14 protein-coding genes, 1 tRNA gene and 1 other annotated feature are annotated in these 13,711 nt (G+C 64.5%); of the genes, 6 read left to right on the plus strand and 9 right to left on the minus strand.

Features of this window, described 5'->3' with window-relative positions; all coding sequences use genetic code 11:
• Positions 1-61: 61 nt before the first annotated feature.
• The 5 genes from R2B70_RS15135 to R2B70_RS15155 all read right to left on the minus strand — a co-directional run bounded on the left by R2B70_RS15135 (position 62) and on the right by R2B70_RS15155 (position 4,214).
• The gene (locus R2B70_RS15135; protein ID WP_200164032.1) at positions 62-1,006 is read right to left on the minus strand and encodes a YbgA family protein; all 945 of its coding nucleotides are present in this window, start codon (positions 1,004-1,006) and stop codon (positions 62-64) included.
• A 173-nt stretch (positions 1,007-1,179) separates the two neighbouring features.
• The gene (locus R2B70_RS15140) at positions 1,180-1,809 is read right to left on the minus strand and encodes an outer membrane beta-barrel protein (RefSeq protein ID WP_042074829.1); all 630 of its coding nucleotides are present in this window, start codon (positions 1,807-1,809) and stop codon (positions 1,180-1,182) included.
• A 177-nt stretch (positions 1,810-1,986) separates the two neighbouring features.
• Positions 1,987-2,541, minus strand: coding sequence for a DUF3157 family protein (locus R2B70_RS15145; protein ID WP_202211577.1), 555 nt, complete (start codon positions 2,539-2,541; stop codon positions 1,987-1,989).
• A gap of 95 nt (positions 2,542-2,636) precedes the next feature.
• Positions 2,637-3,500: a hypothetical protein gene (locus tag R2B70_RS15150; protein ID WP_167335696.1), complete on the minus strand. Its 864-nt coding sequence runs from the start codon at positions 3,498-3,500 to the stop codon at positions 2,637-2,639.
• 117 nt (positions 3,501-3,617) lie between these two features.
• A complete protein-coding gene (locus R2B70_RS15155; RefSeq protein WP_200164029.1) occupies positions 3,618-4,214 on the minus strand; it encodes an HAD family hydrolase in 597 nt (198 codons plus the stop codon).
• A gap of 163 nt (positions 4,215-4,377) precedes the next feature.
• Positions 4,378-4,511: a sequence feature (Phe leader region), on the plus strand.
• Positions 4,512-4,549: 38 nt separating this feature from the next.
• Between R2B70_RS15155 and pheA the strand changes: the two genes are divergently transcribed.
• Complete coding sequence (gene pheA / locus R2B70_RS15160) at positions 4,550-5,725, plus strand: prephenate dehydratase (protein WP_209793958.1); 1,176 nt, start codon at positions 4,550-4,552, stop codon at positions 5,723-5,725.
• Positions 5,726-5,830: 105 nt separating this feature from the next.
• Here pheA and R2B70_RS15165 read toward each other — a convergent pair whose 3' ends face one another.
• Together R2B70_RS15165 and R2B70_RS15170 are read right to left on the minus strand one after the other, a co-directional pair.
• Positions 5,831-6,256 carry an LPP20 family lipoprotein gene (locus R2B70_RS15165; RefSeq protein WP_010673311.1) on the minus strand — a complete coding sequence of 142 codons (426 nt, stop codon included), beginning with the start codon at positions 6,254-6,256 and terminating at the stop codon, positions 5,831-5,833.
• Between the two features lie 105 nt (positions 6,257-6,361).
• On the minus strand, positions 6,362-6,982 hold the full coding sequence (locus R2B70_RS15170; protein ID WP_042074841.1) for a FlgO family outer membrane protein: 621 nt from the start codon (positions 6,980-6,982) through the stop codon (positions 6,362-6,364).
• A 265-nt stretch (positions 6,983-7,247) separates the two neighbouring features.
• Here R2B70_RS15170 and R2B70_RS15175 point away from each other — a divergent pair, with 265 nt between their 5' ends.
• From R2B70_RS15175 to ppk2, 3 genes are all read left to right on the plus strand, one after another.
• A complete protein-coding gene (locus R2B70_RS15175) occupies positions 7,248-8,402 on the plus strand; it encodes a flagellar assembly protein FlgT (RefSeq protein WP_042074842.1) in 1,155 nt (384 codons plus the stop codon).
• A 50-nt stretch (positions 8,403-8,452) separates the two neighbouring features.
• Positions 8,453-8,529: transfer RNA gene (locus R2B70_RS15180), tRNA-Arg, on the plus strand.
• A gap of 272 nt (positions 8,530-8,801) precedes the next feature.
• Positions 8,802-9,626, plus strand: coding sequence for a polyphosphate kinase 2 (gene ppk2 / locus R2B70_RS15185; protein WP_318161899.1), 825 nt, complete (start codon positions 8,802-8,804; stop codon positions 9,624-9,626).
• Here the strand turns inward: ppk2 and R2B70_RS15190 are convergent.
• Positions 9,623-11,287 carry a SulP family inorganic anion transporter gene (locus tag R2B70_RS15190; protein ID WP_315627522.1) on the minus strand — a complete coding sequence of 555 codons (1,665 nt, stop codon included), beginning with the start codon at positions 11,285-11,287 and terminating at the stop codon, positions 9,623-9,625. The genes ppk2 and R2B70_RS15190 overlap by 4 nt on opposite strands.
• 168 nt (positions 11,288-11,455) lie before the next feature.
• Here R2B70_RS15190 and R2B70_RS15195 point away from each other — a divergent pair, with 168 nt between their 5' ends.
• Positions 11,456-12,517, plus strand: coding sequence for a PQQ-dependent sugar dehydrogenase (locus tag R2B70_RS15195; protein WP_318161900.1), 1,062 nt, complete (start codon positions 11,456-11,458; stop codon positions 12,515-12,517).
• A 16-nt stretch (positions 12,518-12,533) separates the two neighbouring features.
• Positions 12,534-12,689 (plus strand): entericidin A/B family lipoprotein, encoded by a 156-nt coding sequence (locus R2B70_RS15200; protein ID WP_084202561.1) that lies wholly within the window; start codon positions 12,534-12,536, stop codon positions 12,687-12,689.
• 41 nt (positions 12,690-12,730) lie between these two features.
• Here R2B70_RS15200 and R2B70_RS15205 read toward each other — a convergent pair whose 3' ends face one another.
• Entirely contained in the window at positions 12,731-13,519 is a 789-nt protein-coding gene (locus R2B70_RS15205) for a DeoR/GlpR family DNA-binding transcription regulator (protein ID WP_103859122.1), read from the minus strand.
• Positions 13,520-13,711: the final 192 nt, after the last annotated feature.

Raw genomic sequence — 13,711 nt, forward strand, 5'->3', positions numbered from 1 at the left:
AGTGTCAGCGTATCGGGATGAGGGTCGGGATAGCGCTGCTCGACCATATGGCACCACGTTTTTAGAGCCCGTAACGCAGTTTCAACGTATCGGGATGGGGATTGAGATAGACCTGATCCGAGAGATAGGGGTTGGGGTGCTCGCGCAGGTAGTGGCGGATCAGGGTGAGCGGCACCAGCAGCGGGAAGACACCGGTACGGTACTTGTCGATGGCCTCGCACAGCTCCTGTTTCTGGGCCGGGGTCAGCATCCGCTTGAAGTAACCCTGCAGGTGCATCAGCACATTGGTGTGGCTGCGGCGGTTGGCGCGGATCGTCAGCGCCGCCATCAGCCCCTGGATGTAGCTGTCGGCCACCTCCTGCAGATTGGCCTTGCCGAGGTTGCCGAGCAGCCGACCCAGGGCGCGGTAGTGGCTGGTGGCATGGGAGAGCACCAGGTACTTGTAGCGTGAATGGAAGCGGATGAGGGCGGAGGCGGTGATCCCCCGGGCGCAGAGCTGCTGCCAGTCGTGATAGGCGAAGACCCTCAGCACGAAGTTCTCCCGCAATATGGGGTCGCACAGTCGGCCGTCCTCCTCCACCGGCAGCAGGGGGTTGGCTTCCATCAGCGCCCTGGCGAACAGGCCGACCCCCTCCTTGGCGCTGCCCTCGTTGTTGGCGCCATAGATGCGCACCCGCTCCATGCCGCAGCTGGGGGACTTGGCACAGAGGATATAACCGGAGATGAAGTCGAGCTGGCGCGCCTTCTGCTCACTAAAAGCGATGAGCTTGTCGGTGACGTCGAAGCTGCCGTTGCTCGCCTCGGCGCGGATCTCGCCGTGGCGCTTCACCAGCCGGATGGCGGCACGGGGGGCGCCGAGGCCGATGGCCATCTCCGGGCAGACGGGGTGATAGTCGAAATGGGCGCCGAGATCCCGCTCGCAGAAGCTGGAGCGCTTGTGTCCACCGTCGAAGCGAACCTCCTGTCCGAGCAGACAGGCGCTGATACCGACCTTTATCTTGTACATGGAAACACCCCTTGTATAAGTATTGAATCCGTTATAGCAGTTATACAAGAAAATGGAAGTTGTATAACTATTGCGGACTGATACGACAGGAGAGCGACGACAGGATCAACCACAGACAAAAAAACCCATGACCGGGGTCATGGGTAAAAAGGAAGACACTACAGGCAGGAAGATCAGAAGCTGTATTTCACGCCCAGGCTGGAGATGGAGCCTTTTTGCAGATCCCAGTTGCGATAGGTGTAGTCGGCGGTGAGGGCCAGGTTCTGGGTCAGCTTGTAGGCCGCCCCCGCCTTGAAGTCGTGCATGTCGTCGGTCATGTTGGCGTAGCGGTAACCGGTGGAGAGCTCGACGGCGCCGATGTCGTAGCGCAGGCCCACTTCCCCGTACAGGCTGCCACTCTGCTTGCGGGTGATGTCGTCCCAGCCGCTGTCGTTCACGTTGGAGGCGAGCTCGCGCTCCAGGCTGTAGCCCATCAGACCGGTTTCGCCGTACAGGTTCAGGCCGGTGCTGAGGGGAGTGAAGACCCCCACCCCCAGGCTGGAGATGGCCATGCTGTCGTTGCCGCTGCTGCGGGAGGTGTATTCGGTACCGACCCGACCGTAGACGTTGCTGCCAAAGCTCTTGGAGAGATCCAGGCTCAGACCGCCGAAATCGCGGTTGTCGCTGTCCTTGCCACCGATGTAGTCCGACTTGGTGTGCGCCCAGGTGGCAGAGCCCTTGGCGTAGCTGAAGGCATCCTGTGCTAGGACGGAGGTGGAAGAGAGACCGGCCAGAACCAGAACAGACAGTGCGATCTTTTGCATTTTGTTGACTCCATGGGTTGAGTGAGGGGACCTCACTGGAATGGAGTCATTGTGACGGGCAAACGGGGAGGCGCCGAGCGGCAAGCTGTTGCCAAACCATGGCAGATGTAAGCGGATATTGCTGGCGGTTACCGGTGCAACACTCTGCGGGGGAGCGAGGGCTCCCCCGCCGTCATCCTAGCGGAACTCCACCTCGTCGATCTGCACCCGCACCAGCGGCTTGCCGGTCAGACTGGCCGGTCTAGCCAGCTCGATGGCCCGGGACGCTCTCGCCTCCCCCTTGCGCAGATAGGACTCGGGCAAGCGGTTCTCCCCGACCCAGAAACGCACGGGCTGGCTCGAGAGCTGCACGCCCTCGGCACTGAACAGGGTCAGGCTGCCGTTCACCCGCACCACGTTGCGGCTGCCGGTGTTGCTCACCAGAAACTGCAGGCTCAGGGGATCCTCGCCCGTTACCTGGTCCAGCTTCACCGTGATGCCGTCCCGGGTCGCCTGGGAGAGCAGATCGGGATGGGCCAGGGCCTGCTCGGTCAGCACCGGGGCCGCCACGCTTGCCGTCACCGTCTTGCCGGGGCTCGCCTCGGCGGGCTTGACCAGCAGGTATTCCCAGGTGAAGTCATCGTTGAGCTGTACCTGGCGGCCGTCGGGCAGGGTGATCTGGTGCAGGGGGGCGGCCTCGGCCAGCAGAGGGAAGAGGCAGAGGGCAACCAGCAGTCGGGAGAGGGGCTTCATGGGCAAAGACTCGGTAAGGGACGGAGAAGCAGCAGTATAAAGAGTCGGGCCCCCCTTGCCTATGACCCGACTCACGTTGCGACCCCGGCGCGGGATCAGATGACCAGGGACTGGGGATCCTCCCCCGCGGCCATATCCAGGGTCACCAGATCGAACTGGGCGCTCTTGAGCGCCTTCTGGATGCTCGGCTGCATGTCGAACACCAGGGCCCGCATGCGCTGGGGAACCTGGATCCTCGCCAGGGTGGTGACCCTGTCCGCCAGGGTATGGAAGAAGACCTGGGCACCATCCAGCCCCATGTCGAACAGCATCTGCTCGGCCATGTCGACCATGCGCAGATTCCGCCGATCCAGAGACTCGATGTCGGAGAAGCGCCGGCTCAGGCAGGCCTCCCCTCCCTTGCCCCAGAGATCCAGCTGCCGCTTGTGGAAACCGTAGCGAAAGTCCCGCTGGGTCATGCCCTGCTCGGCAAACAGCCAGAGGGTGTTGGCTGGCAGGCTGTGAAACCGGCGCAGATACTCCCGCATCTCCTCGACGGAGGCCGACATCAGCAGCGGCGGACCGTCGTCATGCTCGAGCTGCCGGCACAGATAGCGCACCGGATCCGTCACCTCGTCGAGGTGGCCGAGGTGCACGCTGAAGATCATCTCGTCCGTCTTGAGCACCTGGTGGGGGATGCCGTAGTGCCGGCAATAGCGCCTGGCCCTGGCCACCGACTGACGGCTGAGGGTGGGGTTGTCCAGGGTGATGGCGCGAAAGCGGACCCCGCTGGCCCGGCAAAGATCCATGCTGTAGCAGGATTCCAGTCGACCGGAGAAGGAGACAAGCAGTTCGCCGTAACCGGCCAGGGTATTGATGAGCCTCTGTTCCCTGGCTTGGAAGGTCTGATCGTATCCCCGATTCAGCGCGACTACATTGGCATCCATAACAACAACTCCGGATGATGAATTGGATACCATTTTGCGCGTACCAAGCTGAATATACCCTTAAATGACATGGTTAAATCTGAACGTTATTTGCTCTATGGCAACGCTTGACTCGCTTTCTTCGCCACCCATCCTGGGTTCTCCACCCCCTCAGGCGGGCAGCAGGCCCTGCTCCACCAGGTGCTGGCGGCACCGGGGCGCATCGGTGAAGACCAGCCCCCGCAGGCCGAGCGCCTCGGCCGCCGCCACGTTGGCCGGGCTGTCGTCGATAAAGAGGCACTCCTCGGCCTGCAAGTCAAACGACACCAGCAGGTAGCGGTAGATGTCGGGCTCCGGCTTCATCATCCGCACCCGGGCCGACACCACCTTGCCGCTGAAGAAGCGCCAGAAATCCTGCCGCTCCAGCCAGTCGATGCTGGCGTGGCCCATGTTGGAGAGGGCGTAGAGGGCGTGGCCGGCGCCATGAAGCTCCTCGATGAGGGCCACCATGGCGGGATCCGGCAGCAGGGAGGCGGGAACCGCCTGCAGGATGGCGAGGTTGTCCGCCGCGCTCAGGCCGGTGCGCGCCTGCGCCTGGCGGGCCATGGTGTGAAGGGAGAGGGTGCCCCTGTCCACCTCCAGCCAGTCCGGGTGGTTGAACAGCCGCTCCGCCAGCTCCGCCGCCCCCTGGGGTCCTCGCACCGCACTCACTATGCCGACCGGATCCCAGCTCACCACCACCCGACCCAGATCGAAGATAATCGCCATCGCCTCGCCTCCTCTTTTTCGTTGTCACAGATCGGGCCAAAACGGCGCTCACTCCCCCTGGCAGCCCGAGCCACTACCCTGCCCCGTTCAACGCCCCCGGGCAAGTTTTACTTGCATCGCACCGCCAAATCCCTTAATGGTTATGGCGTTACATTCAGGACACGCCCATGCACACAGCATTCTTCTTTGTTTTCTCGTTTACCCGGCCCACATGAGGGAAGGCCCGTCGTCACGTGAACCATTCGCGTAAACAGAAACCAAAGACGAATCGAGCCTCCCCAGCGGAGGCTTTTTTTTGCACCAACCACCACAGAAGATTTGGATAGGGAACCACCATGGCTACGCTCGACGAGATCAGACACGACATCACCCAGTTGGATCAGGAGCTGCTCGCCCTGCTGGCCAAGCGCAAGACCCTCAGCATCGAGGTTGCCCGCGCCAAGCAGGCCAACCCCCGTCCCATCCGTGACCACCAGCGCGAGCAGGATCTGCTGGTCGCCCTGATCCAGAAGGGGCGCGCGCTCGGGCTGGACGCCCAGTACATCACCCGCATCTATCACACCATCATCGAGGACTCCGTGCTCTCCCAGCAGGCCTACCTGCAGAGCCTGCTGAACCCCCAGCAGCAGGAGCCCATGACCAGCGTCGCCTACCTGGGCCCGCGCGGCTCTTACTCCAGCCTGGCGGCCCGCAAATACCTGGCCCGCTACAAGGATCAGGTGATCGAGGTGAACTGCCAGAACTTCCGCGAGGTGCTGGACACCGTGGAGTCGGGCCGCGCCGCCTTCGGGGTGCTGCCCATCGAGAACACCAGCTCGGGCTCCATCAACGAGGTGTATGACGTGATGCAGCACACCACCCTCTCCATCGTCGGTGAGCTCACCTACCCCATAGAGCACTGCATCCTCACCGCCGTGCCCACCGAGCTCTCTCGCATCAAGACCTTCTACGCCCACCCCCAGGTGTTCCAGCAGTGCTCCCACTATCTGAGCAAGCTGGAAGGGGCGCGCCACGAGATCTGCGACTCCTCCTCCAGCGCCATGATGAAGGTGAAGGAGCTGGCGAGCCCGGAGGCGGCGGCCATCGGCAGCGCCGCCGGCGGCGAGCTCTATGGCCTGGACGTGCTGGCCGAGCAGCTCGCGAACCAGAAGGAGAACTACAGCCGCTTCATAGTTGTGGCGCGCAAGCCCATCGACGTGGCGCCCCAGATCCCGGCCAAGACCACCCTCATCATGTCCACCTCCCAGAAGCCGGGCTCCCTGGTGGAGGCGCTGCTGGTGCTGCGCAGCCACGAGATCAACATGACCAAGCTCGAATCACGCCCGGTGCAGGGCAACCCCTGGGAAGAGATGTTCTATCTGGATGTCTCCGCCAACCTGCAAAATCCCGAGATGCAGGCCGCCCTGCTGGAGCTGACCAAGATCACCCGCTACATCAAGGTGCTGGGCTGCTACCCGAGCGAAGACGTCAAGCCGACCGCCGTGCCGCCGGTGCTGATGGGCAACCAGTGAGCCCTGGGGCTACCGCCCCGAGACAAGCAAGATAAGCAGAAGGCGAACCCTGGGGTTCGCCTTCTGTGCCTGGCGCCGCTTGTGCCCACCTGACTGTCAGGCGCCTCAGAACTGGCCCGCCATCAGCTGGTTCAGGTGGTAGAGGTTGCGGGTATCGAGCTCCAGTTCGGTGGCATAGGTGTTGCCGCGGGGGTAGGTCGCCACCACGCGGGCACCGCGCACCATGCCGGCCACCGACACGTCCAGGGAGTTGGAGGTCTGGGTCAGGTCCTTGTAGCTGCTCTGGCCGCGCACCTGCTGGCCGTTGAGCTGCTCGGCCAGCTCCCGGTAGGCATCCATCTTGGAGGCCCGGATCGCCTGCAACATCTTCTCGGACTGGGAGGGGCCGGGCTGGATGTCGATCACCGCATAGCCCACCGCCTTGAGCACCGGGAAATCATCGGGCTTCTCGCCCACGTCGTAGTTCACCACCCGGTTGCCGCTGCACGCCGTCAGCAACATTGCCATCAGGCAACCCAACAAGATTTTCATCGCAGTTTCCCCGTCTCGCAGTTCACCACACCAGATTTTCCGCTGCACGCCGTCAGCAACATGGCCATCAGGCAACCCAACAAGATTTTCATCGCCGTTTACTCCTCAGGGGGTCAGGTTGACCAGATGGCCGGACGGGCTCTGGCCGCCCCGCATCAGGTAACCGCGGTTGATGGAGGCCCGGCCAAAGGAGTTGCTGGCGCCGGACAGATACTGTTTCGGGATCAGGCTCTGGGCCGTGGTCTCCACCATCTTGGTCCGCAGATCGATGATGCGGGCGTTGACCAGGATCCCCTGCTGGTTGCGGCTGAAGGTGCCGGTCAGGATGCGGGAGATGGGCAGACGGGACGAGAGATCCTTGTAGTTGCGGCTCATCACGAAGTCCCCCTGCGGGGTCACCTGGATGCTGCCCGTGGTCTTGAAGTCCACCACCACCTCGCCGCGCCGGTTCAACTCGTAGATGAAGCTCTCCTCGATCTGCTGCCCCATCCAGTTGGTGTCCTTCAGGGTGTCGAGATCGACGAAGGACGCGACCGCGATGGGCTCGCTCAGGGTGGTGAGGGACTTGCGCTCCATCAGCTGATCCGTCATGCGGGCCACCAGCCAGTTCAGCTCCATCCCCTTCGCCGCCTGGCGAGGATCCCCCTGATCCCGGTTGATGGGGTCGGTCGACCCGCAACCGGCCAATGCCAGCGCCACCGCCAGCACCGTGATAACTCTCTTCATGGATACTTTTCCTGCATCTGCACCTGACCTGTTATCGGTCGCAAACGCCAACACTTGAGCCGGGAATGCACCCAGGATCCCCCGACGATCCGCACAGGGGCCGGCCGCGCCGGACGGTACCAGCCGGCGCAACGAGGATCCCCGGCCCCGGGGACAAGGCATGGATCTTGCTTTTATTTGGCTGCCCGGTGTGGATCGGGTCAGTGTCCAGGCCCCTGGCCCGCCTTGCCGGCGGCCACGGGGTCACCCATTCAAGGTGTCCGTCATGAAAGTTTCGCTGCTGTTAACCCTGCTGCTGGCCAGCCTGTCGGCCCGGGCCGAGCTCATCGAGGCCCAGGGCAGTGCCGCCATCCTGGGGGGTGACGAGGTCTATGCCCGCGAGCAGGCAACCCGGGATGCGCTGCGCCAGGCCCTGCTGGCCAGCGGGGCGTCCGTCTCCAGCATCCAGCGCCTGGAAAATGGCAGCCTGCGCTCGGAGCAGATCCAGATCCGTTCCGGCGGCGACATCCGTCAGTACCGTCTCAAGCGCGAAGAGGTGCGCAACGGCCGCATGTACATCACGCTGGTAGCCGACATCCAGGCCGAGCGCCAGATCTGCCAGACCCAGCACTACGCCAAGGATTTGACGCTGGTACGCCTGCGCATGCGCTACCCGGATCAGGCGAGCACCGGCGCCCTGGACGACATGCCCGCCGATCTCTCCCGCCGCCTGTTCGAGACCTTGGCGGCAGCCCCCCAGGGGGTGGTCGCCCGCCAGTGGCTCGATGAGAACCTGCGCATCGATCCGCTCCACCTGCAGCAGGGGGATCGCAGCGCCCTCGAGGAGATCAAGGCCCTGAGCCTGCGCACCGACAGCCAGTACCTGGTGCTCGGCAGCATCGACGATCTCTCCCTCGAGCCTCAGGGCAACGCCCTGACCAGCTGGTATGAGGATCCCGTGCGCAATTTCCGTATGCAGCTCTACCTGTTTGACGGCATCAACGGCACCCTGCTCGGTCGCAAGGAGTACCAGGGGCGCGCCAACTGGACCTTCTCCAAGCGGGAACAGGTCGGCAGCAGCGGCGGCCGGTTCTGGCAGTCGAGTTATGGCCAGGAGGTGGGCTACCAGTTGAAGGAGGCGGCCCAGGACATCGTCGCCGAGCTTGCCTGCGCCCCCGTCACCGCCCGGATCGTGGCCCAGCACGAGCGCGGTCCCCACATCAATCTGGGCCGTCGCAACGGCGTCAAGCTCGGGGATCAGTTCCGCGTCCAGCACAGCGCCGACTTCGTCGACCCCTACGGCAAGTCCAGGGTGATGCGCAATCCCGCCGACGGCCTGTTCGAGGTGGTGCAGGTGTTCGAGGACGGTGCCGTCATCAGCAGTCAGAACAAATATTCGCCATTCAATGTCCAAATCGGTGATTTGGCCGTATTGGAATAGGAATCAAGGGTTTAAAAGCACAATGCTTCTTGTATAATGCTCGCCACAAGGTTCCCGTAGCTCAGCAGGATAGAGCGGTCCCCTCCTAAGGGACAGGCCACTGGTTCGACTCCAGTCGGGAACGCCATACAAAACAAGGGGTTGGCATCGCAAGATGCCAACCCCTTGGTCGTTCTTGGCCCCTTCATCATCCCCCGCCAGCGCTGTGCGCAGTGCGGCCCCAGCCCCGTGGGGATGGCGACAACCGGGGCAAGGGCTCGCCGTCCACCTGCCCACCCATGATCCCGATCACCCTCTGCCCTCGCCGCCAACGGCGAGCCGGCGCCGTCATCTACGCTTGAAGGGCGCCGTCCGGGATGACGGCCACTCTCCATCCGTTTGAGACACAAGAAGGACATCATGGGCAGCAAAAAAAAATCCAGGGCTGAACAGCCGGTCGTGGTCGAGGAGCAGAAGCCCCTCGGCAACAAGGAGTACGAGAAGGAGCTGCGCCGCCTGCACGTGGAGCTGGTGAAGCTGCAGCAGTGGGTGGTGCACAAGGGGCTCAAGGTCTGCATCGTGTTCGAGGGGCGCGACGGGGCCGGCAAGGGGGGCACCATCAAGGCGATCACCGAGCGGGTCAGCCCCCGGGTCTTTCGCGTCGTCGCTCTGCCCGCCCCCACGGAGCGGGAGAAGAGCCAGCTCTACTTCCAGCGCTATATCCCCCACCTGCCGGCGGCGGGCGAGATCGTCATCTTCGATCGCAGCTGGTACAACAGGGCCGGCGTGGAACGCATCATGGGCTTTTGCAGCGAGGAGGCGAGCGACAAATTCCTGGCAGGCACCCCCATGGTGGAGAAGGCCATGGTCGATTCGGGCATCATACTGCTGAAGTACTGGCTGGAGGTGACCCCAGAGGAGCAGGAGCGGCGGCTGCGGGATCGCATCGACGACGGTCGCAAGATCTGGAAGCTCTCCCCCATGGACATCAAGTCCTTCAACCGCTGGGATGACTACACCCGGGCGCGGGATGCCATGTTCATCGCCACCGACACCGCCTGGGCCCCCTGGTTCGTGGCCCGCTCCGAGGACAAGAAGCGGGTGCGCCTCAACATCATCTCCCACCTGCTGTCGCACATCCCCTACGAGGCGCTGCCGGCCGAGCCGGTCAAGCTGCCCAGGCGCAAGATAGGCAAGGTCACCCCCTCGGAACACCCCCTGCGCATCATTCCGGAGCGTTTCTAGGCAAGCGGGGTGAGCCCGGGCTCACCCCTGCCCTGCCGATACTGGCGGATGGCCGCCCGGGCATTGAACAGCATGCGACCCTCCCCCAGCTGGCTGGCCAGCCCGCTGCGGCGCACGTTCTCGAGCACCCCAGGGTTGAGCCCGGCCAGCCAGAGCGTGACCCCCTTGTCACGCACCTGCCGCTCCCCCTCCATCAGCATCATCAGGGCCGAGTATTCCACGTCCTGCACCCGGCTCATGTCGAGCACCACCACCTCGGGCCTGTGCGTCTCGGTCAGCTGCCGGACCTGGGCCGCCACGTGTTGCGCGTTGATGAAGAAGAGGCGCCCCTCCGGGCGCAGGATCAGCAGGCCCGGGATAGTCTCGTCATCGGGATGCTGCTCGCTGAGCGGGCGCAGCACATCCTCCCCGGGCTTGCGGCCGATCACATAGACCCTGGGGTGCGCCGTCTGGCTCGCCAGCCCCAGCAGGGAGGCGAGGATGGCGACCACTATGCCCTCCAGGGTGCCGAACAGCAGCACCCCCAGGCAGGCGATGACGGCCCAGCGAAACTCCATCATGCGGATCTGCCCTATCTTGCGAAACTCCCCCGGCTGGATGAGCCCCACCGAGTAGACGATGACCACCATCGCCAGGGTGGCGCTCGGCAGCCAGGAGAGCAGCGGGGCGAGGAAGATCATGGTGGCCAGCGCCATCGCGGCGGTGACCGCGGAGGCCCGCTGGCTCAGGCCCCCGACGGAGCGCACTACCGCCGTCTGGGAGGTGCCGCCCCCCGCCGGCATGCTGCCGCAGAAGGCGCCCCCCAGGTTGGCCAGCCCGGTGGCCACCAGTTCCCGGTTTGCATTGATCTCGGGCTCCTCCTTCCCCACGAAGGCCCGGCCTGCGGCTATGGTCTCGGTGAAGCTCATCAGCGCTATGCCCGCCGCCCCCGGCAGCAGCTGCAACACCAGGGTCGGATCCGGCATCGTCAGGCCGGGCAGGCCGGTGGGGATGGTCCCGACGATGGCGACGCCCGCCTCGTTCAGGCCGAGGCCCCACACCAGCGCGATACCGACCCCCACCCCCAGCAGGGGGGCGGGGGAGTGGGGAAAGCGCCACTCCATGAACACCAGCACCACCAGGGTGGCGAGGGCGACTCCCAGGGTCAGCCAGGAGGTCTGGGGCAGCGCCTGGCCGAGGTGGTAGAGATCCAGGAAGAAGTTCTCCTTCTGGAGGTGCACCCCGAACAGCTTGGGCAGCTGGTCGAGGATGATCACCAGCCCTATGCCGCTCTTGAACCCCACCAGCACCGGCAGGGAGATGAAGTTGGCGATGAAGCCGAGCCGCAGCGCGGCCGCCAGCATCAGCATGGCCCCCACCATCAGGGTCAGGGTAGCCGTCACCGTGAGCAGCCGGCCGGGGTCGCCGTCCGGTACCACCAGTCCGAGCTGGGTGGCTGTCAGGATAGCCAGGGTGCTGGTGGAGCTGACGCTGAGCACCCGGGAGGAGCCCAGCAGGGCGTAGATCACCATGGGCACGAACGCGGTGTAGAGACCGATCGCCACCGGCAGCCCCGCCACCGTGGCATAGGCCATGGCCTTGGGCAGCACCACGGCCGCCGCGGTGACGCCGGCCAGCAGATCGGACAGGAGGCGCCCAGGCGCCGACGCAAGTGATGACATCTGAATCCTCCATTATCCCGGGCCCGGGCTGGCGCACTATTCGCCTTGATGACAGTGTGAAGTGTAGGCGGCGAAGTGATGCAATAGCTTGTTGTGTCTCACGTTTTCCCGCTCCCTTCCCCTATACTTCAGCGACGTTCAGGCCTGGCCAGAGAGAGGATATCCCCCATGTTGCGACTGCTTGCCCTGCTGCTTGTCTGCCTGGCGCTCCCGGTGCGGGCGCTGACCCTGACCCAAGTGGCGGGGGAGCTGCGCCATCCCTGGGGGCTCGCGTTTCTCCCCGATGGCGGCTACCTCGTCAGCGAGCGGCCGGGCCGCCTGCTGCGCATCGACGCCGGTGGCGAGCGCCACCTTATCTCGGGCCTGCCCCCCCTCGCCGCCGCGGGTCAGGGGGGGCTGCTCGATCTCGCCCTGGACGGCGAGGGCTGGGTGTATCTCAGCTACAGCGAGCCGGGGGACGGCGGCGCCGGCACCGCCGTGGCCCGGGCCCGGCTGCAAAAAGATGCGTTGGTCGACTGGCAACTGCTGTTTCGCCAGCAGCCCAAGGTGGCCGGCGGCGCCCACTTCGGCTCCCGTCTGGTGCTGACGGAGGATGGCTATCTCTTTATCACCCTCGGCGACCGTTACACCGAGCGGGGGCGGGCCCAGACGCTCGACAACCATCTCGGCAAGACGGTACGCCTGCACAAGGATGGCCGGGTGCCCGCCGACAACCCCTTCGTGACGACGCCGGGGGCCCTGCCGGAGATCTGGAGCCTGGGCCATCGCAACATGCAGGGGGCGGCGCTGCGCCCCGGCAGCCGGCAATTCTGGGCCCACGAGCACGGCCCCCAGGGTGGCGACGAGGTCAACCTCATCCTGCCAGGCCACAACTACGGCTGGCCCAGAGTGACCTTCGGCGAGGAGTACGGTGGCGGCAAGATTGGCGTGGGCCAGAGCGCGCCGGGCCTGACGGCGCCGCGCTGGATCTGGGTGCCCTCCATCGCCCCCTCGGGCATGGCGTTCTATCAGGGCGCCCTGTTCAAGGAGTGGCGGGGAGATCTGCTGGTCGGCGCCCTGCGAGGCCAGGCCCTGTTGCGCCTGCGCCTGGACGGGGACACCATAGTGTCACAGGAGCGGTTGCTGACCGATCTGGGGGAGCGGATCCGTACCGTCAAGGAGAGCCCCGACGGCGCGCTCTATCTGCTGACGGACTCGGGTCAGGGGCGCCTGCTCAAGCTGACCCCATAGGATGCAAGGAGGAAGGATGAACGCGAATCGCATGCTGCTGGTGCTCTGCGCCAGCCTCTGGTTGCTGGGTTGCAACACCATTCACGGGATGGGGCGGGACATCGAGAAGGCGGGGGAGGTGATCCAGGGCTCAGCCAACCTGGCGGAGGAGCCGGCGGCAGGCAGCCGCTGACCCAGGGCCCGTCCCTGACCAGTCTCAGGGACGATGCCCCCTCACTCGCCGCTGACCGCCAGACTGGCCAGCGGTGCCATGGTCACCCTGACCCCGTGCTGGGCCAGCGCCTCGCGGGCGCTCTGGGGCAGTTGCTCGTCGGTGATCACCTGATCGATCGCATCCCAGCTCACCACGTTGAAGGTCCCCACCTTGCCATATTTGGACGAGTCGCAGATGAGGATGCGGGTCGCCGCCGACTCCACCACGGCCCGCTTCACCGGCACCTTCTGTTCGCTCGGGGTGGAGATCCCCTGACTGTCCCAGGAGGAGGCTGACAGGAAGGCAACGTCCAGATGGAGGTTGCGCAGGAAGTGGGCGGTGGCCTCCCCGGCGCAGGACTGGTTCTCGCGAATGACCTGGCCCCCGGTGTGATAGAGGCGGCAGCGGCCGTGCTCGATGAGGTAGGCGCACACCATGAAGTCGTTGGTCACTATCATCAGGTCTTCCCGCAGCGCCAACTCCCGGGCCAACTCCAGGGAGGTGGTACCGGCATCCAGATAGACGGTGCTCCCCTCGCTCACCTGGGCAGCGGCGAGCCGCGCAATGGCCAGCTTGGCCCCCTGCATCAGGCTGCGCTTGGCGGCGTGGGAGGGCTCGCTCTTGATCCGCTGGGAGAGGCTGACCCCGCCGGAGACGGAGAGTACCCGCCCCTGCTCCTCCAGCTTCTGGATGTCGCGCCTGATGGTCATGTGGGAGACCTGCAGCCAGTCGGTCAGCTCCACTATGCTGACCACGCCGCGCTCTGCCAGCAGTTGCAGGATACGTTGCTGTCGCTCTACGGGAATCATCTTGCCTCGCACCTCGGGGAAGGGAAGGCGCCATTCTACCCCAGCGACCTGGGAAAAAATGATAAATAACCTGAAACGGGCTCACAAATCACATTTATTCACACAAATAGCGCCATTTATTGATTCAAAAGAATCTCAACCCTCATGAATAACAAAAATTAACACAAAATAAGTTATTTTTTGTGACGACTG

This window comes from Aeromonas sp. XH, assembly GCF_033348475.1.
Taxonomy (GTDB): Bacteria; Pseudomonadota; Gammaproteobacteria; order Enterobacterales; family Aeromonadaceae; genus Aeromonas; species Aeromonas sanarellii.

What these genes read in the sequence shown, in the direction of transcription:
- R2B70_RS15135 (WP_200164032.1), bottom strand. Translation starts at nt 1,006, where the DNA reads ATGTACAAGATAAAGGTCGGTATCAGCGCCTGTCTGCTCGGACAGGAG.
- R2B70_RS15140 (WP_042074829.1), bottom strand. Translation starts at nt 1,809, where the DNA reads ATGCAAAAGATCGCACTGTCTGTTCTGGTTCTGGCCGGTCTCTCTTCC.
- R2B70_RS15145 (WP_202211577.1), bottom strand. Translation starts at nt 2,541, where the DNA reads ATGAAGCCCCTCTCCCGACTGCTGGTTGCCCTCTGCCTCTTCCCTCTG.
- R2B70_RS15150 (WP_167335696.1), bottom strand. Translation starts at nt 3,500, where the DNA reads ATGGTATCCAATTCATCATCCGGAGTTGTTGTTATGGATGCCAATGTA.
- R2B70_RS15155 (WP_200164029.1), bottom strand. Translation starts at nt 4,214, where the DNA reads ATGGCGATTATCTTCGATCTGGGTCGGGTGGTGGTGAGCTGGGATCCG.
- pheA (WP_209793958.1), top strand. Translation starts at nt 4,550, where the DNA reads ATGGCTACGCTCGACGAGATCAGACACGACATCACCCAGTTGGATCAG.
- R2B70_RS15165 (WP_010673311.1), bottom strand. Translation starts at nt 6,256, where the DNA reads ATGAAAATCTTGTTGGGTTGCCTGATGGCAATGTTGCTGACGGCGTGC.
- R2B70_RS15170 (WP_042074841.1), bottom strand. Translation starts at nt 6,982, where the DNA reads ATGAAGAGAGTTATCACGGTGCTGGCGGTGGCGCTGGCATTGGCCGGT.
- R2B70_RS15175 (WP_042074842.1), top strand. Translation starts at nt 7,248, where the DNA reads ATGAAAGTTTCGCTGCTGTTAACCCTGCTGCTGGCCAGCCTGTCGGCC.
- ppk2 (WP_318161899.1), top strand. Translation starts at nt 8,802, where the DNA reads ATGGGCAGCAAAAAAAAATCCAGGGCTGAACAGCCGGTCGTGGTCGAG.
- R2B70_RS15190 (WP_315627522.1), bottom strand. Translation starts at nt 11,287, where the DNA reads ATGTCATCACTTGCGTCGGCGCCTGGGCGCCTCCTGTCCGATCTGCTG.
- R2B70_RS15195 (WP_318161900.1), top strand. Translation starts at nt 11,456, where the DNA reads ATGTTGCGACTGCTTGCCCTGCTGCTTGTCTGCCTGGCGCTCCCGGTG.
- R2B70_RS15200 (WP_084202561.1), top strand. Translation starts at nt 12,534, where the DNA reads ATGAACGCGAATCGCATGCTGCTGGTGCTCTGCGCCAGCCTCTGGTTG.
- R2B70_RS15205 (WP_103859122.1), bottom strand. Translation starts at nt 13,519, where the DNA reads ATGATTCCCGTAGAGCGACAGCAACGTATCCTGCAACTGCTGGCAGAG.